Raw genomic sequence first — 24,160 nt, 5'->3', positions numbered from 1 at the left:
GGAGGGCTGCGGGGTGGGCTTCGCGGGTGTGCGTGGGAGTTGGGGTGTCGGTGGTGGGTTATACGCTCCGGGCATGGCTTTGAATACGTCCGCTGAGGCCCCGTTGCCCGTGGGTGAGGTGTCGCGGCTCATCGGGGGGTGGATCGACCGGCTCGGTGCCGTGTGGGTCGAGGGGCAGATCACGCAGCTGTCCCGCAGGCCCGGCGCCGGCGTCGTATTCATGACGTTGCGCGACCCCTCGCACGACATCTCCGTCAGCGTCACCTGCTACCGCCAGGTGTTCGACGCCGTGGCGGACCTCGTCTCCGAGGGCGCCCGAGTCGTCGTCCGCGCCAAGCCCGAGTGGTACGCGCCCCGGGGGCAGCTGTCCCTGCGGGCCGTCGAGATAAAGCCCGTCGGTGTGGGCGAACTGCTCGCGCGGATCGAGTTGTTGAAGAAGAGCCTCGCTGGGGAAGGGCTCTTCGCCGCCGAACGGAAGAAGGCGCTGCCTTTCCTGCCGCAGCTCATCGGGCTCGTCACCGGTCGCGCCTCCGCCGCCGAGCGGGACGTCCTGGAGAACGCCCGGCACCGCTGGCCCGCCGTCCGCTTCGAGGTGCGCAACGTCCCCGTCCAGGGCGTGCACGCCGTGCCGCAGGTCGTGCAGGCCGTGAAGGATCTTGACGCCCTCGACGCCGTGGACGTGATCATCGTGGCCCGCGGCGGCGGCAGCGTCGAGGACCTGCTGCCGTTCTCGGACGAGCAGCTCGTACGGGCCGTCGCCTCCTGCCGTACGCCCGTCGTCTCCGCGATCGGCCACGAGCCGGACAACCCCCTGCTCGACTACGTGGCGGACCTGCGCGCCTCCACCCCCACCGACGCCGCCAAGAAGGTCGTGCCGGACGTCGGCGAGGAGTACGAGCGCGTGCGGTGGCTGCGGGACCGGGCCCGGCGCTGCATGGACGCCTTCCTCGACCGCGAGGACCGCGGCCTCGCGCACGCCCTCGCCCGCCCCTCCATGGAGAACCCGCACCGCATGATCGAGGAGCGCGAGGAGCAGGTCTCGGCGCTCGTCGACCGCAGCCGCCGCACGCTCGGGCATCTCCTCGACCGCGCCGAATCCGAGCTGACGCACACCCACGCGCGCGTGGTGGGCCTCTCCCCCGCCGCGACGCTCCAGCGGGGGTACGCGGTGCTGCAGAAGGCCGACGGCGCCGTGGTGCGCGCCCCAGAGGAGGTGGCTCCCGACGAGGAGCTGCGGGCCCGGGTCGCCGAGGGCGAGTTCACCGTACGGGCCACAGAGACCGCACGAACCGACATTTAGGGTGGGGCACATGACCAGCAAGACGGACGAGGCCACGAGCCCGGCGGACGCACTCGGCTACGAGCAGGCGCGGGACGAGCTCATCGAGGTCGTACGCCGCCTGGAGACCGGCGGCACCACGCTCGAGGAGTCGCTCGCCCTGTGGGAGCGCGGCGAGGAACTGGCGAAGGTGTGCCGCCGCTGGCTGGACGGCGCCCGCGCCCGCCTGGACGCGGCCCTGGCCGGTCCCGACGGGGACGCGGACGACGGCGCTGACGCGGGCGCGGGCGCGGACGCCGAGGACGCCGAGAACCACTAGCGCGATGGCACGTCGGCAGGTCGGCAGGTCGGCAGGACCAGCGCGGCGCCTCGCCCTGACCTGGTGCGTTGTGAAGCGGATCACCCAACCCCCGATTTGGTTGAAGATTAAACCGCAGCGTCGTACGGTCGGTGAAGCAAGCTGATCCACGCACGACGCACCGAGAAGGTTGATCCATGTCTCTCGTCCTTGACCCCGCCGCACAGGACCTGCTCTTCCGCGAGGCCCGCACCGCGAACTCCTTCACCGATGAGCCGGTCACCGACGAGCAGGTGCAGGCGATCTACGACCTGGTCAAGTTCGGCCCGACCGCCTTCAACCTGTCGCCGCTGCGCATCACGCTGGTCCGCTCCCCCGAGGCCCGCGAGCGCCTGGTCCAGCACATGGCCGAGGGCAACCAGCCCAAGACCGCCTCCGCCCCGCTCGTCGCGATCCTCTCCGCGGACAACGAGTTCCACGAGGAGCTGCCGGCGCTGTTCCCGCACTTCCCGCAGGCCAAGGACGTCTTCTTCTCGGAGCGCCCGGCCCGCGAGGGCGCCGCGCACCTCAACGCCGCGCTGCAGGCCGCCTACTTCATCATCGGCGTGCGCGCCGCCGGCCTGGCCGCGGGCCCGATGACCGGCTTCGACGCCGCCGGTGTCCAGAAGGAGTTCCTGGACGGCGACCACACCCCGCTGATGATCGTCAACATCGGCAAGCCCGCCGAGAACGCCTGGTTCCCGCGCTCCCCGCGCCTCGAGCTCGACCAGGTCATCCAGACCGTCTGAGACCGCCACACCTGCCGACGAGCGGGTGGTACGAGTGAGGGCCCCGGCGACTGCCGCCGGGGCCCTCACTCGTACCACTGAACAACGACCACTCAGGACGTCTTCAGCGCCTGCGCCATCTCCGACAGCTGGCCGAACGACGCCGTGCCCGTGATCACCGTCGTCGCGCCCTTGTCCTCGCGCACCAGGGCGTCGTACGTCTGGCCCTCGTAGCGGTGCCACGTCTGGCCGGCGATCTTCTCGGTGGCCTTCGTCCGCACGGCCCGCTGTGTGGCCTCCTCGATGAACTTGACCGGCTTGGCCGTGGACTGCTTGACCGCGACGTACTCACCGGACGGGTCGAGGAAACCCAGGTGCCAGCTGTCGCCCTTGGAGCCGTCGAACCGCACCGACGTCGGCTTCCACGCCTTGGCCAGGCCCTCGGGGGCGACCACCGGATACGCCGCCGCCCGGCGCGCGGACAGCAGCTCCACGCGGTAGTCCACGCGCTTGACGGGACTCTTGGAGTCGTCGTGCGGGATGAAGATGTACATCGCGCCTGCCACGAGCGCGATCACCGCCATCGACCACAGCATGTTCCGTACGGTCTGCTTGCCTTGTCTGCCTGCCACGCCCCCATGTTCTCAGGCGCGGTCCACGCCTCTTCCCCCGGTGCTCCCCTGACCGCCCCCGGCGTCCGATCCGCTCATGCGTGGGGCCCTCTGCTCATTTTGTCGACCTACGGATAGAGTCGTCGCCAAACCCTCATCCGGCCGCCCTCCCGTCTCCCACCCCCGCCCTTCCAAGGACGCCCTACGGGCGCGCCACTTTTTTGTATCAGCAGAAAGGTGCTCTCCGATGACCGAGCATCATCTCCCGTCCGAGCTCGAAGTCTCTCCCGAGGCTCCCGACCGCAACCTCGCCCTGGAGCTCGTCCGGGTCACCGAGGCCGCCGCCATGGCCGCCGGCCGCTGGGTCGGCCGCGGCGACAAGATCGGCGCCGACGGCGCCGCCGTCAGGGCCATGCGCACCCTCGTCTCCACCGTCTCGATGAACGGCGTCGTCGTCATCGGTGAGGGCGAGAAGGACGAGGCCCCGATGCTCTTCAACGGAGAACGCATCGGCGACACCACCGGCGCCGAGGTCGACATCGCCGTCGACCCGATCGACGGCACGACCCTGTGCGCGAAGGGGATGCCGAACGCGATCGCCGTGCTCGCCGCCGCCGACCGCGGTGCCATGTTCGACCCGTCCGCGGTCTTCTACATGGACAAGCTGGTCACGGGCCCGGAAGCCGCCGACTACGTGGACATCAACGCCCCGGCGTCCGTCAACATCCGCCGCGTCGCCAAGGCCAAGGGCCGCTCGCCCGAGGACGTCACGGTCATGATCCTCGACCGCCCCCGCCACGAGGGCATCGTCAAGGAGATCCGGGAGACCGGCGCGCGCATCAAGTTCATCTCGGACGGCGACGTCGCCGGTTCGATCATGGCCGTGCGCGAGGGCACCGGCGTCGACATGCTCATGGGCATCGGCGGCACCCCCGAGGGCATCATCTCGGCCTGCGCGATCAAGTGCCTCGGCGGAACGATCCAGGGCAAGCTGTGGCCGAAGGACGACGCTGAGCGCCAGCGAGCGCTGGACGCGGGCCACGACCTGGACCGCACGCTGTCGACGACCGACCTGGTCCGCGGGGACAACGTCTTCTTCGTCGCGACCGGCATCACCGACGGCGAACTGCTCCAGGGCGTGCGCTACGCCGCCGAGAAGGCCTCGACCTCGTCCCTGGTCATGCGCTCCAAGTCGGGCACGATCCGCAAGATCGACTCCGACCACCGCCTCGCGAAGCTGCGCGCCTACAGCGCCATCGACTTCGACCGCGCCAAGTAGGCTTTGCAGAGCGCGAGTTGCGCACACCGGAGGGGGCGCCCCGTGCGGGGGACGCCCCCTTCGGCGTACGGAAGAACAGGCCTATCCGGCGGCGGCGATCGGCCCCGCGGTCGTGTGCGCGGCCTTCTTGAGCTCGACCTCGCGGCGGCGCCGCCGGGCGAGCACCACGCGGCGCTCCGCGGCCGTGAGGCCGCCCCAGACGCCGTACGGCTCGGGCTGGAGCAGGGCGTGCTCCCGGCATTCGACCATCACCGGACAGCCGCCGCAGACGCGCTTCGCGGCTTCTTCCCGGGACAGACGTGAGGCGGTCGGTTCCTTCGACGGGGCGAAGAACAGCCCGGCCTCGTCTCGTCGGCACACCGCCTCGGTGTGCCATGGGGCGTCTTGGTTGCGATCTCGCACTGGTCCACGCTGGGCCGGAACGGCGGCGACCTGCAGGGACTGATGCGACGGCTGCAGCACGGGTCTACTCCTGACGACGGCTTCGCGAGCGAGAGACGATGCAGCAGCTCTACCCGCTGTGCATGCGCCTATGCACTGAGTTCCGATTAGCGGAACTTCGCGCCGTCAGTGGGCCCTAATGCGCCCCTCAGTGGCCGAGATGCTTGCGCAGGTGCTTGTGCAGGTCCCGGACGAGCTTGCCCCGCTTCGGCTTCGCCTCGATGTTGCCGAGAACCGCGAACCCGTCGACGAAGACGACCGGCGCGTCCCGCTCGACCGAATCGAGCGTGTCCACCTCGAAGTTGCCGAGCACGCCCGTGCCGGTGCCCCGCAGCGAGACGTTCTCCGGGACGCGGATCTCGACGTTGCCGAAGACGGAGATCGCTTTGATGACGATCTGGCGCTGCTCGAAGATCGCCTCGCTGAGGTCGATCTCCACGCTGCCGAAGATCGCGTACGCGTGCATGCGGCGGCTCACGCGCCAGCGCCCCTTGCGGACCGAGGCGCTGAAGACCGCGACCAGGTTCTCGTCGGCGACCGGAGGCACCACGCCGTCCGAAGGCCGGGAGGGGACGGGCTCGGGAATCACCGTCGGGCGCGCCGCACCGCCCGCCGCGGGCAAGTCGCTGACCAGCGGCTCCAGTTCACCCATGGTCTTGGCGCGATAGACCCCGTCGATCCGCTCGCCGTGCTCCTCGGCGGTCAGCCGGCCCTCGGCAAGGGCCTCGCGGAGGATGTCCGCCGTGCGGTCCCGGTCGGCGTCCGACGCGCGCATGCCCGTGGGCTGCGGTTCCGGGTGGGTCTGCTCGGGGGGCTGGGGGCGCTTCTCTAGGTCCACATCACTCAGCCTACCCAAACGCGATAGATCGCGACTACCCCTGTGGACAACCTCGGACAACCCATGAGGGCAACGCGAAGGCTACTGAGCCTTACCTCACAAGCCCGGCCGTCCCGTCGCGTTCTACGCTGGTTGGCGCGTCGCCAATGGAGGCCGCGCCGCTGTCTGCCGAGTGAGGAATGGCCGTAATGCCAGAGTTTGAGTACTCCGATCTGCTCCCCCTGGGAGAGGACACCACGCCGTACCGGCTGGTGACCGCCGAGGGTGTCTCCACCTTCGAGGCCGACGGGCGGACGTTCCTCAAGGTCGACCCCGAGGCGCTGCGCACCCTCGCCGCCGAGGCGATCCACGACATCCAGCACTACCTGCGGCCCGCGCACCTGGCCCAGCTGCGGCGCATCGTCGACGACCCCGAGGCGTCGGGCAACGACAAGTTCGTGGCGCTCGACCTCCTGAAGAACGCGAACATCGCGGCCGCCGGCGTGCTCCCCATGTGCCAGGACACCGGCACCGCCATCGTCATGGGCAAGCGCGGCCAGAACGTCCTCACCGAAGGTGAGGACGAGAAGGCGCTCTCGAAGGGCGTCTTCGACGCGTACACGAAGCTGAACCTGCGCTACTCGCAGATGGCTCCCCTGAACATGTGGGAGGAGAAGAACACCGGCTCCAACCTCCCGGCCCAGATCGAGCTGTACGCGACCGACGGCGGCGCCTACAAGTTCCTCTTCATGGCCAAGGGCGGCGGCTCGGCCAACAAGTCGTTCCTCTACCAGGAGACGAAGGCCGTCCTGAACGAGGCCTCCATGATGAAGTTCCTGGAGGAGAAGATCCGCTCGCTGGGAACGGCCGCCTGCCCGCCGTACCACCTGGCGATCGTCGTCGGCGGCACCAGCGCCGAGTTCGCCCTCAAGACCGCGAAGTACGCCTCCGCGCACTACCTGGACGAGCTGCCCGCCGAGGGCTCCCCGACCGGCCACGGCTTCCGGGACAAGGATCTTGAGGAGAAGGTCTTCGAGCTGACGCAGAAGATCGGCATCGGCGCGCAGTTCGGCGGCAAGTACTTCTGCCACGACGTGCGCGTGGTGCGTCTGCCGCGCCACGGCGCCTCGCTGCCCGTCGCGATCGCCGTCTCCTGCTCGGCCGACCGCCAGGCGACCGCGAAGATCACCGCCGACGGCGTCTTCCTGGAGCAGCTGGAGACCGACCCGGCGCGCTTCCTGCCGGAGACGACCGACGAGCACCTCGATGAGGCCGCGGCCCGCGGCGGAGCCGCTGATGTACGCAGTGTGAAGATCGACCTCAACCAGCCGATGGCCGACATCCTCGCCGAGCTCACCAAGCACCCGGTGAAGACCCGCCTCTCGCTGACCGGCCCCCTCGTCGTGGCCCGCGACATCGCGCACGCCAAGATCAAGGAACGCCTCGACGCCGGCGAGGAGATGCCGCAGTACCTGAAGGACCACCCGGTGTACTACGCGGGCCCGGCGAAGACCCCCGAGGGTTACGCGTCCGGCTCCTTCGGCCCGACGACGGCCGGCCGGATGGACTCCTACGTGGAGCAGTTCCAGGCGGCAGGCGGTTCCAAGGTCATGCTCGCCAAGGGCAACCGCTCGAAACAGGTCACCGACGCCTGTGACGCGCACGGCGGCTTCTACCTCGGCTCGATCGGCGGCCCGGCCGCGCGTCTGGCGCAGGACTGCATCAAGAAGGTCGAGGTCGTCGAGTACGAGGAGCTCGGCATGGAGGCGGTGTGGAAGATCGAGGTGGAGGACTTCCCGGCCTTCATCGTGGTCGACGACAAGGGCAACGACTTCTTCCAGAACCCGGCCCCGGAGCCGACGTTCACGTCCATCCCGGTGCGGGGTCCTGGCCTGGCGTGATGTTCTGAGGGGCGCGGGGAACTGTGCGACCGGCCACGACGCACCCGCGGCGTAGGACGCGCAGTTCCCGCAAAGGCGGGCTCCTCAGGCGAACCGCTGGTTCGCCGCCCCCGTGCACTTCTGGAGCCGCAGCGGCTCCTTGGCCCCCGCCAGGGTCAGGCAGAGCCCGCTCTCGGCGGCCGGACGCAGGGTCCCGGACTCGCGTACGAACTTCTGGTTGGCGCCGCCGTGGCAGTTCCACAGCGTGACGGCGGTGCCTTCCTTTGCGGTGCCGGGCACGTCCAGACAGCGGTCCTGGGTGAGGCCGGTGTGCAGCGACCGCTGCCCGCCGGCAGCACCGTCGTACCACCAGGTCTGGTTGCGGTTGCCGGTGCAGTCCCAGCCCTGGACCTTGGTGCCGTTACGGCTCTTCGAGGCGTCGACGTCCACGCACGTCCCCGTGCCCGCGTTCTTCAGCGGCTTGTACGCGTCGTCCCAACCGCCCTGGTACAGCTTCGGGCTGCCCGTGCTCGCCGGGTCCGCGCAACCGCCCTCGCTCCAGCCGGAGTTGTAGATCTGCGTCAGGCAGGAGGCGAAGGCCGCGTGACCGCGGGCGTTGGGGTGGAAGGACTGGCGGACCGAATTGGAGTCCGGCGGGAAGGGGTTGGAGAGGTCCACGTAGAGACCGCGCGCCCAGGTGTCCTCCATGCAGACCTCATGGCCGTGGAAGAGGCGGGAGTTGTCGAGGTAGGTCGCGCCCGCGGCCTTGACCGCCTTGCGCATGCCGGTCTCGAAGGCGGGGACGGCGTAGTTGCGGCCCCACTCGGTGTCGGAGTCGTAGCCGAGGCCGCCGCAGATCAGCTTGCCGGGGAACTTGGGGTTGTCACGGAAGTCCGGGCCGATCGGGCTGGGGTACCCCATGACGACCAGGTTGTAGTCGTCGCCCGCGTAACCCGCGTCCTTCATGACGGTCTTCAGGTCGCGGATGGACTGCTCGACCTTGGGCACGAGCGCGTCGACCCGCGCCTGCCAGCCGTCGTTGTACTTGCCCGCGCAGGCGCCCTGGCTGAGCAGGAAGCGCGTCACGCAGTCCGTCATCACGGGGGCGAACTGAAGGTCGTCGTTGGCCCCGATGACGAGCATCACCGCCTTGATCTTCGTGTTGCGCGCCTTGACGGCGAGGTTGTCGCTCTGCACCAGCTCGTCGGGGTACTGCTGCTGGCCGCCGATCCTGATGTTGACGGTCTGCGCCCCCGAGCAGGCGACGTTGTACGTCACGTCGGCGGGGATGCCGGTGCGGTGGATGGCGGCGTCCGGGGAGCGGTGGCACCAGTTGTCGGGGCCGTCGGTGCCCGGTTCGTACGTTCCGACACCCTCCCCCGAGATCTCGCTGTCGCCGAGCGAGATGAGCCCGGTCTTCCGTTCGGCGAGCGGGCGCTCGGCCGGGTCGCCGTAGAGCTCGGTGGCCTCGGCCGCCCTGATCTTCTCCAGTTCGGGCGGCAGGGGCGTGGACACCGGTGCCCTGGTCCCCTCCTCCGCGGCCTGGGCCGGCACGGCGGCTGCCGTGCCGACTACCGCCGCCATCGCCACGGCCGCCGCGAACGTACATCGCAGGCTGCTCCGGCGGCCGCGTCTGATGCGCTTCATTGCGCCTCCCCGGTTTGGTGTTACCCACGGTTTTTACTGGTCAGTAAGAGCCTTGGGAATACCTGGAACAAGACAAGTGCTCAACTTTTCAGCGAGGTTTGACGGAGAGGTAGGTTCGAGGCATGACCAGCGACGCCAGCGCAAGCGACAGCGGTGACTACCGGATCGAACACGACTCCATGGGCGAGGTGCGGGTCCCCGAACACGCCAAGTGGCGTGCGCAGACGCAGCGGGCCGTGGAGAACTTCCCCGTTTCCGGGCAGCGCCTGGAGCGCGCGCACATCGCCGCCCTCGCCCGGATCAAGGCGGCCGCGGCGAAGGTCAATGCGGACCTCGGGGTTCTCGACAAGGACGTGGCCGAGGCAATCGCGGACGCCGCGGGCGAGGTGGCCGAAGGCCGCTGGGACGAGCACTTCCCCGTGGACGTCTTCCAGACCGGCTCCGGCACGTCGTCCAACATGAACACGAACGAAGTCCTCGCGACGCTGGCCACGGAGCGCCTGGGCCGGGACGTCCACCCGAACGACCACGTGAACGCCTCCCAGTCGTCGAACGACGTCTTCCCCTCCTCGATCCACGTCGCGGCCACCGGCGCCGTGACGCAGGACCTGATCCCGGCGCTGGAACATCTGGCGACCGCCCTGGAGCGCAAGTCCGCGGAGTTCGCCGACGTGGTGAAGTCGGGCCGCACGCATCTGATGGATGCCACGCCCGTGACCCTCGGCCAGGAGTTCGGCGGGTACGCGGCCCAGGTGCGCTACGGCGTCGAACGGCTCCGGGCCTCGCTGCCCCGCCTCGCCGAACTGCCGCTCGGCGGCACGGCGGTGGGCACCGGCATCAACACACCGCCCGGCTTCTCGGCGGCCGTGATCGACGAGGTGGCGCGGGCCACGGGCCTGCCGCTGACCGAGGCCAGGGACCACTTCGAGGCCCAGGGCGCACGCGACGGGATCGTCGAGACCAGCGGGCAGCTGCGCACGATCGGCGTGGGCCTGACGAAGATCGCCAACGATCTGCGCTGGATGGCCTCGGGGCCGCGCACCGGCCTCGCCGAGATCAACCTGCCCGATCTCCAGCCCGGTTCCTCGATCATGCCGGGAAAGGTGAACCCGGTCATCCCGGAGGCGGTCCTCATGGTCGCCGCGCAGGTCACCGGCAACGACGCGACGGTCGCCGCCGCGGGGGCCGCCGGCAACTTCGAGCTGAACGTGATGCTGCCGGTCATCGGCAAGAACGTCCTGGAGTCCGTGCGGCTGCTCGCCAATGTGTCGCGGCTGCTCGCGGACAGGACGGTGGACGGAATCACCGCGAACGCCGAGCGGGCACGGGAGTACGCCGAATCGTCACCCTCCGTCGTCACGCCGCTGAACAAGTACATCGGTTACGAGGAGGCGGCGAAGGTCGCCAAGAAGTCCCTGGCCGAGCGGAAGACCATCCGGGAGGTCGTGCTGGAGGGCGGGTACGTCGAGCGGGGCGAGCTCTCCCTGACCCAGCTGGACGAGGCGCTGGACGTGCTGCGGATGACGCATCCATAGCTGTTTTCCTGTGCACCCGGGCACGTTCCGAGGAGCTTGTCCGGGCGCCGACTAATATCTCCGCATGACAGACCTCACCACGCCGCCAACGACGAGCAGCGAAGCAGCACGCTGGGCCCCCGGCTCCCACGTCCTGTGGCGGTACAAGGAGAACGCCGGTCAAGGCATTCACATCTGCCGGCCCGTCACGGTCGTGCGGGACACCGAAGACGTGCTCGCCGTATGGATGGCCCCCGGCACGGAATGCGTGAAACCCGTCATGGCCGACGGGACTTCCGTCCACCAGGAACCACTCGCCACCCGCTACACGAAGCCTCGCGCCCTGCGCAGGGGCCGCTGGTCCGGCACGGGCGTACTGAAGTTGGCCCGCCCCGCGGAGCCGTGGTCGGTGTGGCTGTTCTGGGACCCGGGATGGCGCTTCAAGAACTGGTACGTGAACCTAGAGGAGCCGCGCACCCGTTGGGCCGGCGGCATCGACTCCGAGGATCACTTTCTGGACATCTCCGTGCGGCCCGACCGGACATGGCTCTGGCACGACGAGGACGAGTTCGTCCAGGCCCAGCACGCCGGCCTCATGGAGGCGGGAAAGGCGCGGGAAGTGCGGGCCGCCGGGGACGCCGCCATCGACGTGATCCGCTCGTGGGGGCGGCCCTTTTCGGACAACTGGCCGCACTGGCGCCCCGATCCGGACTGGGCGATTCCGCCCCTGCCGGACGACTGGGATCGCACGCCCGCACATGTGACGTCATGAGACCCTTGATGCGCCCCCATGGTTCAAACGTAGGATCGTCCTCCGCAAGGGCGCACAGCAGCAACTCAGCAGCAACTCCCTGAGCTTGCGCGTTGCCTGACAGGATGTCAGCGAAGGGCGGCAGAACGTGAGCGAGGCGAGCGGGTTCGAGAGGTACGGCGGGCCATCCGGCATGCTGCCCGACCGGACGGGCCAGGCCGAGGCCTTCGACGCCATCGGACAGCACTACGACGACGCGTTCCCGCACAAGGACGGCCAGTTGGCCGCCGGGCGCAGGCTCGCCGACGCGCTGCCGCCCGGCTCCCGGGTGCTCGACGTGGGGTGCGGCACCGGACTGCCCACCGCCCGGCAGCTCGCCGACGCCGGGCACTCGGTCCTCGGCATCGACCTCTCCTCGGGCATGCTCGACCTCGCCCTGAAGAACGTACCCGCGCACAACGTCGAGTTCCGGCAGCTCGACGTGGCGGCACTGCGCTCCGAAGGGCCGGGCGGCGTAGGGAAGTTCGACGGGATCGCGGCATTCTTCGCGCTCCTCATGCTGCCGCGCGCCGAGATCCCGTACGCTCTGCGGCTGCTGCACGGACTGCTGCGCCCCGGGGGTCTGCTCGCGCTCTCCATGGTCGAGGCCGACCTGGACGACGCGGGAATTCCGTTCCTGGGGCACACAATCCGGGTATCCGGATACCTGCGGGACGAACTGCGGCAGGTCGTACGTGACGCGGGCTTCGAGATCGTCGACGAGGACACGTACTCCTACGCCCCGGCGACCACCGACGTACCACCCGAACACCAGCTCTTCTTGCACTGCCGACGCGGCTGACCAACGTAGCCACCGGACACCAAGGCGCAGCCCCGGACGGACGGATTCGAAACGCGTGACGGAGCACTCCATCCCCGACGAGGGCCGACAGCCCCGAGCTGCCCGGCCCGCCGCCCCCGCGGATCCCCGCGGGGCGCAGGCGCGTGCCCCGAAGGCGCGGGACACCCCGGGCGCGGCCGCTTTACCCGCACAGTCCCAGGCCCGCACGGGCGACTCCACCGCGAGCCCCAGCGACGAGCACTCCCAGTCGCCCGGGCCCTCGGCCCAGCAGCCCGACCCGCACCGGCCGCGCCCCGACCAGGGTGCGGGCCAGGGCGGTGGCGGCCACGACGATCCCGATGGCGCCCCCGCGGGCGCCCCCGGCGGTGAGGAGCGGCGTACGGGACAGCCACGGCCGCCGGGCTCCGGCCCCGCGGCGATGAGACGCGACGGCGACCGGCTGCGCTTCGTGGGCGCCGCGACCCGGCGCATCGCCCGCGGCATCGACCTGGACGAGATCGTCATGGGCCTGTGCCGGGCCACGGTGCCGACGTTCTCCGACGCGATACTGGTCTATCTGCGCGACCCGCTGCCGGTCGGCGAGGAGCGGCCGAGCGGCGCGCTCATCCTGCGCCTGCGCCGCACCGACCGGCTGCGCTCGATCGAGGAAGGCGCCGAGGACCCGGATACCGAGAGCGGCAGCCCCCTGCCCACCCTCCAGGTGCAGACCGACCTGGTGACCACCGCCGAACTGTGCGAGGTGCGCCCCGGCGGCGCCCTCGCCGAGGTCCTGCGCGGGGTGCGCCCGGTCTTCGCCGACGCCCCCGCGGCCCGCGCCGCCCTGCCCGAACTGCTCGGCGAGGGACGCACGGTGCCCTCCGGCCAGCGGACGATCCTCGCCCCGCTGCGCGGCAGGCGTCGGGTGATCGGCGCCGCGGTGTTCCTGCGCCGCCCCGACCGACCCGCGTTCGAGGGCGACGACCTCCTCGTCGCGGCCCAACTGGCCACGCACAGCGCGCTCGGCATCGACAAGGCCGTGCTCTACGGCCGCGAGGCGTACATCGCGGACGAGCTCCAGCGCACGATGCTGCCCGAGACCCTGCCGCGCCCGACCGGCGTGCGCCTGGCGTCCCGCTACCTCCCGGCCGCGGAGACGGCCCGGGTCGGCGGCGACTGGTACGACGCGATTCCGCTGCCCGGCAGCCGGGTCGCGCTCGTCGTGGGCGACGTCATGGGGCACTCCATGACATCGGCGGCGATCATGGGCCAGCTGCGGACGACCGCGCAGACCCTGGCCGGGCTCGACCTGCCGCCCCAGGAGGTCCTGCACCATCTGGACGAGCAGGCCCAGCGGCTCGGCTCGGACCGCATGGCGACCTGCCTCTACGCGGTCTACGACCCGGTCGCGCACCGCATCACCATCGCCAACGCCGGCCATCCGCCGCCCGTCCTGCTGCACTTGGGCGGCCGCGCCGAAGTCCTGCGGGTCCCGCCGGGCGCGCCCATCGGCGTGGGCGGCGTCGACTTCGAGGCCGTGGAGCTGGACGCGCCCGCGGGCGCCACCCTGCTGCTCTACACGGACGGACTTGTCGAGTCCCGTCTGCGTGACGTGTGGACCGGGATAGAGCAGCTGCGCGAACGGCTCGCCGCCACCGCCCAGTTGACGGGCCCGGACCATCCGCCGCCCCTGGAAGCCCTGTGCGACGACGTGCTCGACATGCTCGGCCCCGGCGACCGTGACGACGACATCGCGCTGCTCGCCGCCCGCTTCGACGGCATCGCGCCGAGCGACGTCGCGTACTGGTTCCTGGAGCCGGAGGACGCCACGCCGTCCCGCGCCCGGCGCCTGGCCCGCAGCGCCCTGGAGCGCTGGGGCCTGCAGGAGCTGACCGACTCCGTGGAGCTCCTGGTCAGCGAGGTCGTGACGAACGCCGTGCGGTACGCGACGCGGCCGGTGACCCTGCGTCTTCTGCGCACCGACGTACTGCGCTGCGAGGTCGGCGACGACGTGCCGCAACTGCCGCGCCTGCGCCAGGCGCGGGCCACGGACGAGGGCGGCCGGGGGCTCTACCTGGTCAACCGCCTTGCCCGGCGGTGGGGTGCGACCCGGCTCAGCACCGGCAAGGTGGTGTGGTTCGAGCTGAACCACAGCTGAGCACCGAGCAGTTCAGGCGAAGGCCCCGGAAGCGTGTGCTTCCGGGGCCTTCGCCGTGCCGCGTGTCCGTCAGTCCCTGCCCGGCCGTCCGTTCGGGTTCTCCGGGATCTCGATGGAGTCCGTCGGGTCCGGCTCCTCCGGGTCGCCCGTCGGCGGCTCGGTGGTCGGGTCGTCCGTCGGCGGTTCGGTCGTCGGAGTCTCCGTCGGCTTGTCCGTCGTCGGGTCGTCCGTCGGCGGCTTCGTCGTCGGGTCCTTGGTCTTCGTGGGCTCCCGCGTCGGCTCCTTCGGGGCCTGCGTCGTCGGCTCCGGCGGCGGTGCGATGGCCGCGCCCATGGAGGTGTCCAGGTCGAACTCGCTGGGCGAGCCCATCGCGTCGAAGGTGTACGCCGCCCAGATCTGCGCCGGGAAGCTGCCGCCGTCGACGCGCGGCAGACCGCCCGCGCCCTTCATGGAGACCTGCTTGCTCTCCTCGGAGGTACCCGCGGCGCCCTCGCCGAACAGACCGACGGACGTGACCAGCTTCGGCGTGTAACCGGTGAACCAGGCCGACTTGTTGTCGTCGGACGTACCGGTCTTGCCCGCCACGTCCTGCACCGGGCTGCGCACCGCGCGGCCCGTGCCGTCGTCGACCACGCCGGTCAGGACCGAGGTGAGCGAGTCCGCGGTGCCGCGCTCGACGACCTGCTCGCCGACCGGGTCCGGCAGCTCGATCGTGCGGTCCTTGTGCTCCACCGAGGCCACGACCGCGGGGGTGACCTTCTTGCCGTGGTTGTCGAGCGTGGCGTAGACGCCCGCCATCTCCAGCGGGCTCGCGCCCATGGTGCCCAGGGTCTGGGCGGGCACGGCGGGCAGATCCTCTACGTCCATGCCGAGCTTGCCCGCGGTCTCCAGGACCTTGTCCATGCCGACGTCCACGCCCATCTGCGCGAAGACGGAGTTGATGGACTTGTTCATCGCCTTCTGGACGGTGGAGGGGCCGTAACTCTTGTCGTCCTCGTTCGGCGGCGCGAAGGCGACGTCGCTGCCCTTGACCGGGCGCTCGCTGGTGCCGTCGTAGACCGTGTTGGCCGTGATCGGCTGGCCCGACTGCGTCTTGGCGCCGTTCTCCAGGGCGGCGGCCAGGATCAGCGGCTTGAAGGTGGAGGCAGGCTGGTAGTCACGCCGGGTCGCGTTGTTCGTGTAGTGCTTCACGTAGTCCCGGCCGCCGTACATCGCAAGGACCTTGCCGGTCTTGGGGTCGACGGACGCGGCGCCCGCCTGCACCCGGGCGTCCGCCTTGCGCTTGTCCGGGTCGAGCTGGTCGTTCAGCTTCTTGTCGACTGCCTTTTCGAGCTGCTTCTGCTTCTTCTTGTCGATGTTGAGCGTGATCGTGTAGCCGCCCGCGTCGAACTGTTTCTCGCTGAGGTGGCCGGCCTTCATGACCTCGTCCTTCGCCGCCTTCACGAGGTAGCCGTTCTGGCCTTCGAGGCCGGGCGCCGCCTTGGGCGGCTCCGGTTTGTCGAACTTCATGCCCTCGCGCTCGCTCGCCGACAGCCAGTTCTCCTCGACCATGTTGTCCAGTACGTAGTTCCAGCGCGCCTCGACCAGCTTCCTGCTGGCGGGCGTCGCGGAGGTCCAGTCGTACTGGCTCGGGGCCTGGAGGAGGGCGGCGAGGTAGGCGCCCTGCGAGACGGACAGCTCCTCGGCGTCGACGCCGTAGTACGCCTGGGCCGCGGCCTGGATGCCGTAGGCGCCGCGGCCGTAGTAGCTGGTGTTGATGTACCCGGCGAGGATGTAGTCCTTGCTCTTGTTCTGGTCCACCTTCAGTGAGATGACCAGTTCCTTGAGCTTGCGGGTCACCGTCTGATCCGCCGTCAAGTAGTAGTTCTTGACGTACTGCTGGGTGATCGTCGAGCCGCCCTGCTTGCCCTTGCCGGAAACGGTGTTGATCAGGCCGCGGGCCGTGCCCTTGAAGTCGACGCCCTTGTCCTTGTAGAAGGACTTGTTCTCGGCGGCCACGAACGTGCGCTGCACGGCCTTGGGCACCTTGTCCAGGTCGACGACCTCGCGGTTCCGCTCGCCGGTCCTGGCGATGACGTCGCCGTTCTTGTACTTGTAGACGTTGCTCTGGAGCTTGGCCGCCGCGTTGCCCTCGGGCACGTCGACCACCATGTAGAGGACGACGAAGGAGAGCATGCCCAGCAGGCAGAGCCCGAAGAACGTGCCCAGGATCTTCTTCAGCGTGAAGAACCGGCGTATGCCCGTGCGCTTGGGTTTGCCGCCACCGGCGGGGCGCCCGCGCGATGCCCGGCGCGCGCCGCGCTGCCGCGCCTGTCGCTCTTCCGCTCGGCCCATGGTCCTCTGTGCTCCGCTTCCGTCTAGTCCTCGTGCGTACGTCGATGCGTACACAGAGTGCGTACGTCGAGTCAGCTCACGAAGCTAACACCGCACCCTGGGACAAACTCCTGCCGATCCGGTCTTTTCCGGACGTGACAATGAGCACCTGCCCTTAAGAACCGACGAACACTGGCCTCAGAAGGTTGCCCGCTTCTCGAACCTGTGAGCCACCGGTCAGCTCGGAACCGTGTGTATACATGGCACGTATACACACGGTGTAGAGTGCTCCGCATGTCCATCGGTCACACCCTCCTCGGCCTCCTTGAGTCGGGCCCGCGCCACGGCTACGACCTCAAGCGCACCTTCGACGAGAAGTTCGGTCACGACAAGCCACTGCACTACGGGCAGGTCTACTCGACCATGTCCCGCCTCCTGAAGAACGGCCTCGTCGAGGTCGACGGCATAGAGGCGGGCGGCGGCCCCGAGCGCAAGCGGTACGCGATCACCGACGCCGGCATCACCGATGTCGAGCAGTGGCTCGCCACCCCGGAGAAGCCCGAGCCCTACCTCCAGTCGACCCTCTACACGAAGGTCGTCCTCGCGCTCCTCACCGAGCGCGACGCCTCGGAGATGCTGGACGCCCAGCGGGCCGAGCATCTGCGTCTGATGCGCATCCTCACCGACCGCAAGCGCAAGGGTGACCTCGCCGACCAGCTGATCTGCGACCACGCGCTGTTCCACCTCGAAGCCGACCTGCGCTGGCTGGAACTGGCCGCGGCCCGACTCGGCAAGCTCGCCCAGGAGGTTCGCTCCGCATGACCCCCGCCGGCTCCCTTCTGACCGCGTCCGGCCTGCGCAAGACGTACGGTCCCACGACCGCGCTCGACGACGCCGGGTTCTCCATCCACCCCGGCGAGGTCGTCGCCGTGATGGGCCCGTCCGGCTCGGGCAAGTCCACGCTCCTGCACTGCCTCGCGGGGATCGTGAAGCCCGACTCGGGCTCCATCACCTACAACGGCCGCGAGCTCACGGACCTGCCGGACGCCACGCTGAGCGCCCTGCGCCGCAGCGAGTTCGGCTTCGTCTTCCAGTTCGGCCAGCTGGTCCCCGAGCTGACCTGCGTGGAGAACGTCGCGCTTCCGCTGCGGCTGGGCGGCGCGAAGCGCAAGGAGGCCGAGGCGACCGCCCGTACGTGGATGGAGCGTCTGGAGGTCGACGACGTCCGCGCCAAGCGGCCCGGCGAGGTCTCCGGCGGCCAGGGGCAGCGCGTCGCCGTGGCCCGCGCGCTGGCCACGAGCCCGCGCGTGATCTTCGCCGACGAGCCGACCGGCGCGCTGGACTCCCTCAACGGCGAGCGCGTCATGGAGCTGCTCACCGACGCCGCGCGCTCGGCGAACACCGCCGTGGTCCTGGTCACGCACGAGACGCGGGTCGCCGCCTACTCCGACCGCGAGATCGTCGTACGCGACGGCAGGGCCCGCGACATGGAGCGGGCGATATGAGTCCCGACACCCGCACAAAGGCCGGAACCGCTCCCCGGCCGCCGCTCGCCGACGCCACCGCGAAGGTATCCAAGGGAGGGCCCCGCGCCTTCGCCCGCGACCTGGCGATGGGCATACGTTTCGCCGTCGGCGGCGGCCGTGAGGGCTGGACCCGCACCCTGCTCACGGCGGTCGGCGTCGGCCTCGGTGTGGCGCTGCTGCTCGGCGCGGCGTCCGTGCCCAACCTGCTCACGGAGCGCGAGAACCGCTCGGTGGCCCGCACGGCCGAGGGCGAGTTCTCGGGCGAGAAGATCAAGCCCTCCGACTCCACCGTCCTCCAGCGCGACGTCCCCACCGACTTCCGTGACTCGACGGTGAGCGGTCGCGTGCTGCGCGCCGAGGGCTCCCACCCGGTGCTGCCGCCCGGCCTGGACAAGATCCCGGCGGACGGCGAGATGATCGTGTCGCCCGCCCTGCGCGACCTCCTGAACAGCTCCGACGGCGCCCTCCTCAAGGAGCGGTACGGCGACTACAAGGTCACCGGCACCATCGGCGACGCGGGCCTGACCAACCCCAAGGAGCTCTACTACTACGCCGGTTCCGACGCCCTCACCCCGGCCAAGGGCGGCCACCGCGTGGACGGCTACGGCTACAAACAGCCCGCGGAACCCATGGACCCGATGCTGATCGTCCTGGTGGTCCTGATCTGCGTGGTGTTGCTCACCCCGGTGGTCATCTTCATCGGCACGGCGGTCCGCTTCGGCGGCGACCGGCGCGACCGGCGTCTTGCCGCCCTGCGCCTGGTCGGCGCCGACGCGCGCAGCGTGCGGCGGATCGCTGCGGGCGAGGCCCTGTGCGGCGCGCTGCTCGGGCTCGCCGCGGGCGGACTGTTCTTCATGGGAGTACGCGAACTGGTCGGCACCCTCGACGGGTGGCGGATCAGCGCCTTCCCCTCCGACGTGGTGCCGGTGCCCGCCCTCGCCGCCCTGATCGTGCTCGCCGTGCCGCTCACGGCCGTCGTGGTCACGCTCATCTCGCTGCGGGCCGTCTCCATCGAGCCGCTCGGGGTCGTGCGCAGCACCAAGCCCCGCAAGCGCCGCCTGTGGTGGCGCGTCGTGATGCCGCTGCTCGGCCTCGGCATCCTGCTGGCGGCGGGCCGCGTCGGGGGCGACTACGCGCCGCCGGTCTTCGCCATCGGCGCGGGCGCGACGCTCACCCTGGTGGGCCTGGCCGCGCTGCTGCCCTGGCTCGTCGAGGCGAGCGTGGCCCGGCTGCGCGGCGGGGGCCCCGTGCCCTGGCAACTGGCTACCCGCAGGCTTCAGTTGAGCAGCGGTACGGCGGCGCGCGCGGTCAGCGGCATCACCGTGGCCGTGGCGGGCGCGGTCGCCCTGCAGATGCTGTTCGTCGCGATGCACGACGACTTCAACCGGGTGACCGGCGACGACCCCGGCCGCGCCAAGCTGGTGGTCCGGGCCGACGTCGGCGACGGCGAGCTCGCCCAGCGGATGATCGACAGGTTCCGCACGACCAAGGGCGTCGAGAACGTCATCGGCACGGTCTCCTCGTACGTCGTGAAGCCCGGCACGATGAAGAACCCCGAGGACATCCGGCCCACCACGGAGCTGACGGTCGGCACCTGCGCCAACCTGCGCGAGCTGGCCCGGATCGGCTCCTGCCAGGACGGCGACACCTTCGTCGTGCACACGGGCAACACCAGGATGAACAAGTGGGTCGACGAGTCGGCCCGTCCGGGCAAGCCCATCGACCTGAACTCCGACAGCTGGGACAGAGCGGGCAAACACGTCCCGTGGACGCTGCCCGCGGACTCCCGCACGGTCCAGGCGCGCCCCGACCCGGGCGGCGACCTGCACGACGGCATCTACGCGACGCCGGGTGCGATCGACGTCTCCAGGATGACCAACGCCTCGACGACCGCGATGATCCAGGTCGACCCGGACGTCAGGGACGGCGAGGAGTTCATCCGCAACACCGCGGCCCACGTCGACCCGTTCCTCTCCGTGATGACGCTGCGCGCGGTCGAGCGCGACAAGCAGTACGCCACCATCCAGACCGGTCTGCAGATCGGCGCGATGGCGACGATGGGGCTGATCGCGGCGTCCCTGCTGGTCTCGATGATCGAGCAACTGCGGGAGCGCAAGCGCCTGCTGGCCGCGCTCACCGCGTTCGGCACGCGCCGCGTGTCGATGGCCTGGTCGATCCTGTGGCAGACCGCGATCCCGGTGGCGATCGGCCTCGTGCTCGCCGTCGCGGGCGGCCTCGGTCTGGGATGGGTCATGGTCCGCATGATCGACAAGACGGTCACCGACTGGTGGCTCTTCGCCCCGCTGACGGCCGCGGGCGCCGCCCTCGTCGCCGTCGTGACACTGCTCAGCCTGCCGCCGCTGTGGCGCATGATGCGCCCGGACGGCCTGCGCACGGAGTAACTCCCGTAAGAGGGAAGCGATATAGGGCGGTGCGTTGCCGGTGCGGGGTCACACCACCCGCACCGGCAACGGCTTCACGGCCCCCCGCAGCGCGGCGGCAAGCTCCTCGTACTCCGCCGCACGCGCGGCCCCCGTACGCATCGCGAGCGCGATACGCCGGGTCGGCGCCGGGTCCGCGAAGTACCCGGTGAGCAGCTGGTTGCTGCGGCTGGTCTCGACGCGGACGGCGGTACGCGGAAGCAGCGTCACGCCGAGCCCGCCCGCCACCAGTTGTACGAGGGTGGAGAGCCCGGCGGCGGTCGTGGTCACCGGGGCGTCCGCGCGCCCCGCCTCCCGGCAGATGTCCAGGGCCTGGTCGCGCAGGCAGTGCCCCTCGTCGAGCAGCAGCAGGTTCAGCTCGCGCAGGGCGTCGCGCGGGATGCCCTCGCGTCCGCCGAGCCAGTGGTCGAGGGGCGTGACGAGCACGAAGTCCTCGTCGAACAGGGGGAGTTCGCTGACGCCGGGCATGCCGAGCGGCACGGCGAGAAGGAGCAGGTCGAGCCGTCCGGCGCCGAGGCCTTCGATCAGCGAGGACGTCTGCTCCTCGTGCACCTGAAGGTCCAGATCCGGGTACTTCTCGTGGACGAGCCCGATGAGCGTGGGCAGCAGATAGGGCGCCACGGTCGGGATCACGCCCAGCCGCAGCGCGCCGGTGAACGGCGCGCGCACGGCGTCGGCCTCCTCCATCAGCGCCCCGACCTCGTCGAGCACGGCCCTGGCCCGCACCGCGAGGCGCTCACCGGCGGACGAGAGCAGCACTTTGCGGGTCGTACGTTCGAGCAGGGTGACACCGAGTGTCTCCTCCAGGGCGGACACGGCACCGGAGAGCGCGGGCTGACTCATCCCTATTGCTACCGCCGCGTCCCTGAAGTGCAGATGTTCGGCCACGGCCGCGAAGGCGCGCAGCTGCGCCAGGCTGGGCTGCTTGCCCCTATTTATGGCTTGCACTGATAGCCACCTCCGATCAACGGAACAGAGTGTAGCTATTTCCCGAATCAATGCACTCTGTGCCACGATCGACAGCAGTCCATCCCCCTGGAGCCCCTTACCCGGGTTCCGATGCTGCAAGGAGAGTCCGTGCTCACTGTCGGTGACAAGTTCCCCCAGTTCGATCTGACCGCCTGCGTCTCCCTGGAGAAGGGCGCTGAGTTCAAGCAGATCGACCACAAGACCTACGAGGGCAAGTGGAAGATCGTCTTCGCGTGGCCAAAGGACTTCACCTTCGTGTGCCCGACCGAGATCGCCGCTTTCGGCAAGCTGAACGACGAGTTCGCCGACCGTGACGCCCAGATCCTCGGCTTCTCCGGTGACTCCGAGTTCGTGCACCACGCCTGGCGCAAGGACCACCCGGACCTGACCGACCTGCCCTTCCCGATGCTGGCCGACTCGAAGCACGAGCTCATGCGTGACCTCGGCATCGAGGGCGAGGACGGCTTCGCGCAGCGCGCCGTCTTCATCGTCGACCAGAACAACGAGATCCAGTTCACGATGGTGACCGCCGGTTCCGTGGGCCGTAACCCCAAGGAGGTCCTCCGGGTCCTCGACGCGCTCCAGACCGACGAGCTCTGCCCCTGCAACTGGACCCAGGGCGACGAGACCCTCGACCCGGTCGCGCTCCTCTCGGGCGAGTGAACGGAAAGGTACTGACATGGCACTCGACGAACTGAAGTCCGCCGTACCGGACTACGCCAAGGACCTGAAGCTGAACCTCGGCTCGGTCATCGGCAACTCGGACCTGCCGCAGCAGCAGCTGTGGGGCACGGTGCTCGCCTGCGCGATCGCCTCCCGCTCCCCCAAGGTGCTGCGCGAGCTGGAGCCCGAGGCGAAGGCGAACCTCTCCCCCGAGGCGTACACCGCCGCCAAGTCGGCCGCGGCCGTCATGGCGATGAACAACGTCTTCTACCGCACGCGCCACCTCCTCTCGGACCCGGAGTACGGGACGATGCGGGCCGGCCTGCGGATGAACGTCATCGGTAACCCGGGCGTGGAGAAGGTCGACTTCGAGCTGTGGTCGCTCGCGGTCTCCGCGATCAACGGCTGTGGCCAGTGCCTCGACTCGCACGAGCAGGTGCTGCGGAAGGCCGGCGTGGACCGCGAGACGATCCAGGAAGCCTTCAAGATCGCCGCCGTGATCCAGGCGGTCGGCGTCACGCTGGACTCGGAGTCCGTGCTCTCCGAGTAAGCATCCGAGCAACGTGAAGGGGCCCCGCGGACTTCAAGTCCGCGGGGCCCCTTCATGTACGCGTCCCCGTACGAGGACCGTGTCACTCGGCGGCGGGCTCGCGCTCCACGGGGGCCACGTCCACGGCCGTCGCCCCCCGCGGCTGAGGTGCCTGCTTCAATGCGGCCTCGCGGGAGTACGCCCTCAGATAACCCACCACCGTGTTGGTGACGGCGACCAGCGGTACCGCGACGACCGCCCCGCCGATCCCGGCGACGAGCCCGCCCGCGGCCACCGAGAGCACCACGGCCAGCGGATGCACCCGTACGGCGCGCCCGAGGATGAACGGCTGGAGGATGTGCCCCTCGATCTGCTGCACGGCGAGGACGACCACCAGGGTCATCACTCCGGTGAAGACCCCCTGGGTGACCAGACCCACCACCACGGCGAGCGCGCCCGAGATGACAGCGCCCACCAGCGGGATGAACGCGAAGAGGAAGATGAAGACGGCCAGCGGCACGGCCATCGGCACCCCGAGGAAGTAGATCCCGAGCCCGATGAAGATCGCGTCGATCAGGGCCACTATCACCGTGCCGCGCACATAGGCCGTCAGCGTGCGCCAGGCACGCGGCCCCGCGCCCGCGATGCCGGGCCGCGCGGGCGCCGGGACCAGCTTCAGGACCCACTGCCAGATGCGCTTGCCGTCGTACAGCAGGAACAGCGTCGAGAACATCGCGAGCAGGATGCCCGTCATGGTCTCCACGATGACGGTGACCCCTTCGAGGCCCGCCGTCGTCAGCTCCTCCGTGTTCGCGCCGACCGCGTCCCGCAGGCTCTTGGCGATCTCGTTGATCTGATCCTCGGTCACATGGAACGGGCTGTTCAGGAGCCAGTTGCGCAGGTCGTCGATGCCGTCCTGGAGCTGGCTTGAGAGCGTGTCCGCGTTCTCCATGACCTGCCAGACGACGAACCAGCCGACGAGCCCGATGACGACGAAGCCGAGTACGGCGGTGAGGACGGTCGCGAGCCCTCTGGGCAGACCGAGCCGTCTGAGCCGGGCCACCGTGGGCTGCAGCATCGCGGTGACGAGCAGCGCCGCCACGAAGGCGAAGACGACCAGCTGTACGGCGCTGATCACCTTCATCAGCACCCAGAGCGTGCCCGCGAGTACGAGGAGGCGCCAGCCGGCCTCGGCGGCGACCCGCATCCCCCACGGCACCGCGGCGACGGGGTCGGGCCTTGCCGCTATGTCCGGGGCGTACGCGGGCGGCGCGGGCACCACCGTCTCCGCCTCCTGGGAGGCCTCGTCGGAGGGGTCACCGGCGGACGACCGTCGCGAGCGCCTGGCGTCGTCCTCGAAGTCGTCGTCCGACCGCGAACGCTCGCTCCTGCGCTCGCCCAACTGAGACAGTCCGTCTCCGAGCCGGCCGATCCACCCTGGTACTCGCGACATGATCCGT

The 24,160-nt window shown here is 70.0% G+C and carries 21 protein-coding genes; 14 read left to right on the top strand and 7 right to left on the bottom strand.

Annotation, left to right across the window (positions count from 1 at the left end; genetic code table 11):
• Window positions 1–73 precede the first annotated feature (73 nt).
• The 3 genes from xseA to ABXJ52_RS23630 all read left to right on the top strand — a co-directional run bounded on the left by xseA (window position 74) and on the right by ABXJ52_RS23630 (window position 2,365).
• A complete protein-coding gene (xseA, locus tag ABXJ52_RS23640) occupies window positions 74–1,300 on the top strand; it encodes an exodeoxyribonuclease VII large subunit (RefSeq protein WP_367044676.1) in 1,227 nt (408 codons plus the stop codon).
• A gap of 10 nt (window positions 1,301–1,310) precedes the next feature.
• Complete coding sequence (locus ABXJ52_RS23635) at window positions 1,311–1,598, top strand: exodeoxyribonuclease VII small subunit (RefSeq protein WP_367044675.1); 288 nt, start codon at window positions 1,311–1,313, stop codon at window positions 1,596–1,598.
• A 176-nt stretch (window positions 1,599–1,774) separates the two neighbouring features.
• A complete protein-coding gene (locus ABXJ52_RS23630; protein ID WP_367044674.1) occupies window positions 1,775–2,365 on the top strand; it encodes a malonic semialdehyde reductase in 591 nt (196 codons plus the stop codon).
• A gap of 92 nt (window positions 2,366–2,457) precedes the next feature.
• On the opposite strand, the gene ABXJ52_RS23625 is transcribed toward ABXJ52_RS23630, so the two are convergent.
• Window positions 2,458–2,976 carry a DUF4245 domain-containing protein gene (locus ABXJ52_RS23625; protein ID WP_367044673.1) on the bottom strand — a complete coding sequence of 173 codons (519 nt, stop codon included), beginning with the start codon at window positions 2,974–2,976 and terminating at the stop codon, window positions 2,458–2,460.
• Between the two features lie 226 nt (window positions 2,977–3,202).
• Here ABXJ52_RS23625 and glpX point away from each other — a divergent pair, with 226 nt between their 5' ends.
• The gene (glpX, locus tag ABXJ52_RS23620; RefSeq protein WP_367044672.1) at window positions 3,203–4,234 is read left to right on the top strand and encodes a class II fructose-bisphosphatase; all 1,032 of its coding nucleotides are present in this window, start codon (window positions 3,203–3,205) and stop codon (window positions 4,232–4,234) included.
• An 81-nt stretch (window positions 4,235–4,315) separates the two neighbouring features.
• Here the strand turns inward: glpX and ABXJ52_RS23615 are convergent, their stop codons facing one another.
• Both ABXJ52_RS23615 and ABXJ52_RS23610 read right to left on the bottom strand, forming a co-directional pair.
• Window positions 4,316–4,696 (bottom strand): WhiB family transcriptional regulator, encoded by a 381-nt coding sequence (locus ABXJ52_RS23615; protein WP_361055699.1) that lies wholly within the window; start codon window positions 4,694–4,696, stop codon window positions 4,316–4,318.
• Window positions 4,697–4,823: 127 nt separating this feature from the next.
• Window positions 4,824–5,513 (bottom strand): DUF1707 domain-containing protein, encoded by a 690-nt coding sequence (locus ABXJ52_RS23610; protein ID WP_367044671.1) that lies wholly within the window; start codon window positions 5,511–5,513, stop codon window positions 4,824–4,826.
• Window positions 5,514–5,692: 179 nt separating this feature from the next.
• Here ABXJ52_RS23610 and ABXJ52_RS23605 point away from each other — a divergent pair, with 179 nt between their 5' ends.
• Window positions 5,693–7,393: a fumarate hydratase gene (locus tag ABXJ52_RS23605; protein ID WP_367044670.1), complete on the top strand. Its 1,701-nt coding sequence runs from the start codon at window positions 5,693–5,695 to the stop codon at window positions 7,391–7,393.
• An 84-nt stretch (window positions 7,394–7,477) separates the two neighbouring features.
• Here ABXJ52_RS23605 and ABXJ52_RS23600 read toward each other — a convergent pair whose 3' ends face one another.
• Window positions 7,478–9,019: a ricin-type beta-trefoil lectin domain protein gene (locus ABXJ52_RS23600; RefSeq protein WP_367044669.1), complete on the bottom strand. Its 1,542-nt coding sequence runs from the start codon at window positions 9,017–9,019 to the stop codon at window positions 7,478–7,480.
• 122 nt (window positions 9,020–9,141) lie between these two features.
• Here ABXJ52_RS23600 and ABXJ52_RS23595 point away from each other — a divergent pair, with 122 nt between their 5' ends.
• From ABXJ52_RS23595 to ABXJ52_RS23580, 4 genes are all read left to right on the top strand, one after another.
• Window positions 9,142–10,554, top strand: coding sequence for a class II fumarate hydratase (locus tag ABXJ52_RS23595; RefSeq protein WP_367044668.1), 1,413 nt, complete (start codon window positions 9,142–9,144; stop codon window positions 10,552–10,554).
• A 64-nt stretch (window positions 10,555–10,618) separates the two neighbouring features.
• Window positions 10,619–11,305 (top strand): DUF402 domain-containing protein, encoded by a 687-nt coding sequence (locus ABXJ52_RS23590; RefSeq protein ID WP_367044667.1) that lies wholly within the window; start codon window positions 10,619–10,621, stop codon window positions 11,303–11,305.
• Between the two features lie 172 nt (window positions 11,306–11,477).
• Window positions 11,478–12,125, top strand: coding sequence for a class I SAM-dependent methyltransferase (locus ABXJ52_RS23585; RefSeq protein ID WP_367049213.1), 648 nt, complete (start codon window positions 11,478–11,480; stop codon window positions 12,123–12,125).
• A 55-nt stretch (window positions 12,126–12,180) separates the two neighbouring features.
• Window positions 12,181–14,259, top strand: coding sequence for a SpoIIE family protein phosphatase (locus ABXJ52_RS23580; RefSeq protein ID WP_367044666.1), 2,079 nt, complete (start codon window positions 12,181–12,183; stop codon window positions 14,257–14,259).
• Window positions 14,260–14,328: 69 nt separating this feature from the next.
• On the opposite strand, the gene ABXJ52_RS23575 is transcribed toward ABXJ52_RS23580, so the two are convergent.
• Complete coding sequence (locus ABXJ52_RS23575) at window positions 14,329–16,593, bottom strand: transglycosylase domain-containing protein (protein ID WP_367044665.1); 2,265 nt, start codon at window positions 16,591–16,593, stop codon at window positions 14,329–14,331.
• Window positions 16,594–16,866: 273 nt separating this feature from the next.
• Here ABXJ52_RS23575 and ABXJ52_RS23570 point away from each other — a divergent pair, with 273 nt between their 5' ends.
• The 3 genes from ABXJ52_RS23570 to ABXJ52_RS23560 all read left to right on the top strand — a co-directional run bounded on the left by ABXJ52_RS23570 (window position 16,867) and on the right by ABXJ52_RS23560 (window position 20,500).
• Window positions 16,867–17,394, top strand: coding sequence for a PadR family transcriptional regulator (locus ABXJ52_RS23570; protein WP_367044664.1), 528 nt, complete (start codon window positions 16,867–16,869; stop codon window positions 17,392–17,394).
• The gene (locus ABXJ52_RS23565; protein ID WP_367044663.1) at window positions 17,391–18,077 is read left to right on the top strand and encodes an ABC transporter ATP-binding protein; all 687 of its coding nucleotides are present in this window, start codon (window positions 17,391–17,393) and stop codon (window positions 18,075–18,077) included. The genes ABXJ52_RS23570 and ABXJ52_RS23565 overlap by 4 nt, the downstream gene beginning before the upstream one ends.
• A 107-nt stretch (window positions 18,078–18,184) precedes the next feature.
• Window positions 18,185–20,500: an ABC transporter permease gene (locus ABXJ52_RS23560; RefSeq protein ID WP_367049211.1), complete on the top strand. Its 2,316-nt coding sequence runs from the start codon at window positions 18,185–18,187 to the stop codon at window positions 20,498–20,500.
• Between the two features lie 48 nt (window positions 20,501–20,548).
• Here the strand turns inward: ABXJ52_RS23560 and ABXJ52_RS23555 are convergent, their stop codons facing one another.
• On the bottom strand, window positions 20,549–21,487 hold the full coding sequence (locus ABXJ52_RS23555; RefSeq protein WP_367044662.1) for a LysR substrate-binding domain-containing protein: 939 nt from the start codon (window positions 21,485–21,487) through the stop codon (window positions 20,549–20,551).
• A gap of 129 nt (window positions 21,488–21,616) precedes the next feature.
• Between ABXJ52_RS23555 and ABXJ52_RS23550 the strand changes: the two genes are divergently transcribed.
• Both ABXJ52_RS23550 and ABXJ52_RS23545 read left to right on the top strand, forming a co-directional pair.
• Entirely contained in the window at window positions 21,617–22,171 is a 555-nt protein-coding gene (locus ABXJ52_RS23550) for a peroxiredoxin (RefSeq protein ID WP_361832984.1), read from the top strand.
• A 16-nt stretch (window positions 22,172–22,187) separates the two neighbouring features.
• Window positions 22,188–22,721, top strand: coding sequence for an alkyl hydroperoxide reductase (locus ABXJ52_RS23545; RefSeq protein ID WP_367044661.1), 534 nt, complete (start codon window positions 22,188–22,190; stop codon window positions 22,719–22,721).
• A gap of 82 nt (window positions 22,722–22,803) precedes the next feature.
• Here ABXJ52_RS23545 and ABXJ52_RS23540 read toward each other — a convergent pair whose 3' ends face one another.
• Complete coding sequence (locus ABXJ52_RS23540) at window positions 22,804–24,153, bottom strand: AI-2E family transporter (RefSeq protein ID WP_367044660.1); 1,350 nt, start codon at window positions 24,151–24,153, stop codon at window positions 22,804–22,806.
• Between the last annotated feature and the right edge of the window lie 7 nt (window positions 24,154–24,160).

This window comes from Streptomyces sp. Je 1-332, from assembly GCF_040730185.1.
Classification (GTDB): Bacteria; Actinomycetota; Actinomycetes; order Streptomycetales; family Streptomycetaceae; genus Streptomyces.
The sequence above is the reverse complement of the archived record's forward strand: the minus strand, read 5'-3'. Positions and strand labels throughout refer to the sequence as shown.

What these genes read in the sequence shown, in the direction of transcription:
- xseA (WP_367044676.1), top strand. Translation starts at nt 74, where the DNA reads ATGGCTTTGAATACGTCCGCTGAGGCCCCGTTGCCCGTGGGTGAGGTG.
- ABXJ52_RS23635 (WP_367044675.1), top strand. Translation starts at nt 1,311, where the DNA reads ATGACCAGCAAGACGGACGAGGCCACGAGCCCGGCGGACGCACTCGGC.
- ABXJ52_RS23630 (WP_367044674.1), top strand. Translation starts at nt 1,775, where the DNA reads ATGTCTCTCGTCCTTGACCCCGCCGCACAGGACCTGCTCTTCCGCGAG.
- glpX (WP_367044672.1), top strand. Translation starts at nt 3,203, where the DNA reads ATGACCGAGCATCATCTCCCGTCCGAGCTCGAAGTCTCTCCCGAGGCT.
- ABXJ52_RS23605 (WP_367044670.1), top strand. Translation starts at nt 5,693, where the DNA reads ATGGCCGTAATGCCAGAGTTTGAGTACTCCGATCTGCTCCCCCTGGGA.
- ABXJ52_RS23600 (WP_367044669.1), bottom strand. Translation starts at nt 9,019, where the DNA reads ATGAAGCGCATCAGACGCGGCCGCCGGAGCAGCCTGCGATGTACGTTC.
- ABXJ52_RS23595 (WP_367044668.1), top strand. Translation starts at nt 9,142, where the DNA reads ATGACCAGCGACGCCAGCGCAAGCGACAGCGGTGACTACCGGATCGAA.
- ABXJ52_RS23590 (WP_367044667.1), top strand. Translation starts at nt 10,619, where the DNA reads ATGACAGACCTCACCACGCCGCCAACGACGAGCAGCGAAGCAGCACGC.
- ABXJ52_RS23585 (WP_367049213.1), top strand. Translation starts at nt 11,478, where the DNA reads ATGCTGCCCGACCGGACGGGCCAGGCCGAGGCCTTCGACGCCATCGGA.
- ABXJ52_RS23575 (WP_367044665.1), bottom strand. Translation starts at nt 16,593, where the DNA reads ATGGGCCGAGCGGAAGAGCGACAGGCGCGGCAGCGCGGCGCGCGCCGG.
- ABXJ52_RS23570 (WP_367044664.1), top strand. Translation starts at nt 16,867, where the DNA reads ATGTCCATCGGTCACACCCTCCTCGGCCTCCTTGAGTCGGGCCCGCGC.
- ABXJ52_RS23565 (WP_367044663.1), top strand. Translation starts at nt 17,391, where the DNA reads ATGACCCCCGCCGGCTCCCTTCTGACCGCGTCCGGCCTGCGCAAGACG.
- ABXJ52_RS23560 (WP_367049211.1), top strand. Translation starts at nt 18,185, where the DNA reads ATGGGCATACGTTTCGCCGTCGGCGGCGGCCGTGAGGGCTGGACCCGC.
- ABXJ52_RS23545 (WP_367044661.1), top strand. Translation starts at nt 22,188, where the DNA reads ATGGCACTCGACGAACTGAAGTCCGCCGTACCGGACTACGCCAAGGAC.
- ABXJ52_RS23540 (WP_367044660.1), bottom strand. Translation starts at nt 24,153, where the DNA reads ATGTCGCGAGTACCAGGGTGGATCGGCCGGCTCGGAGACGGACTGTCT.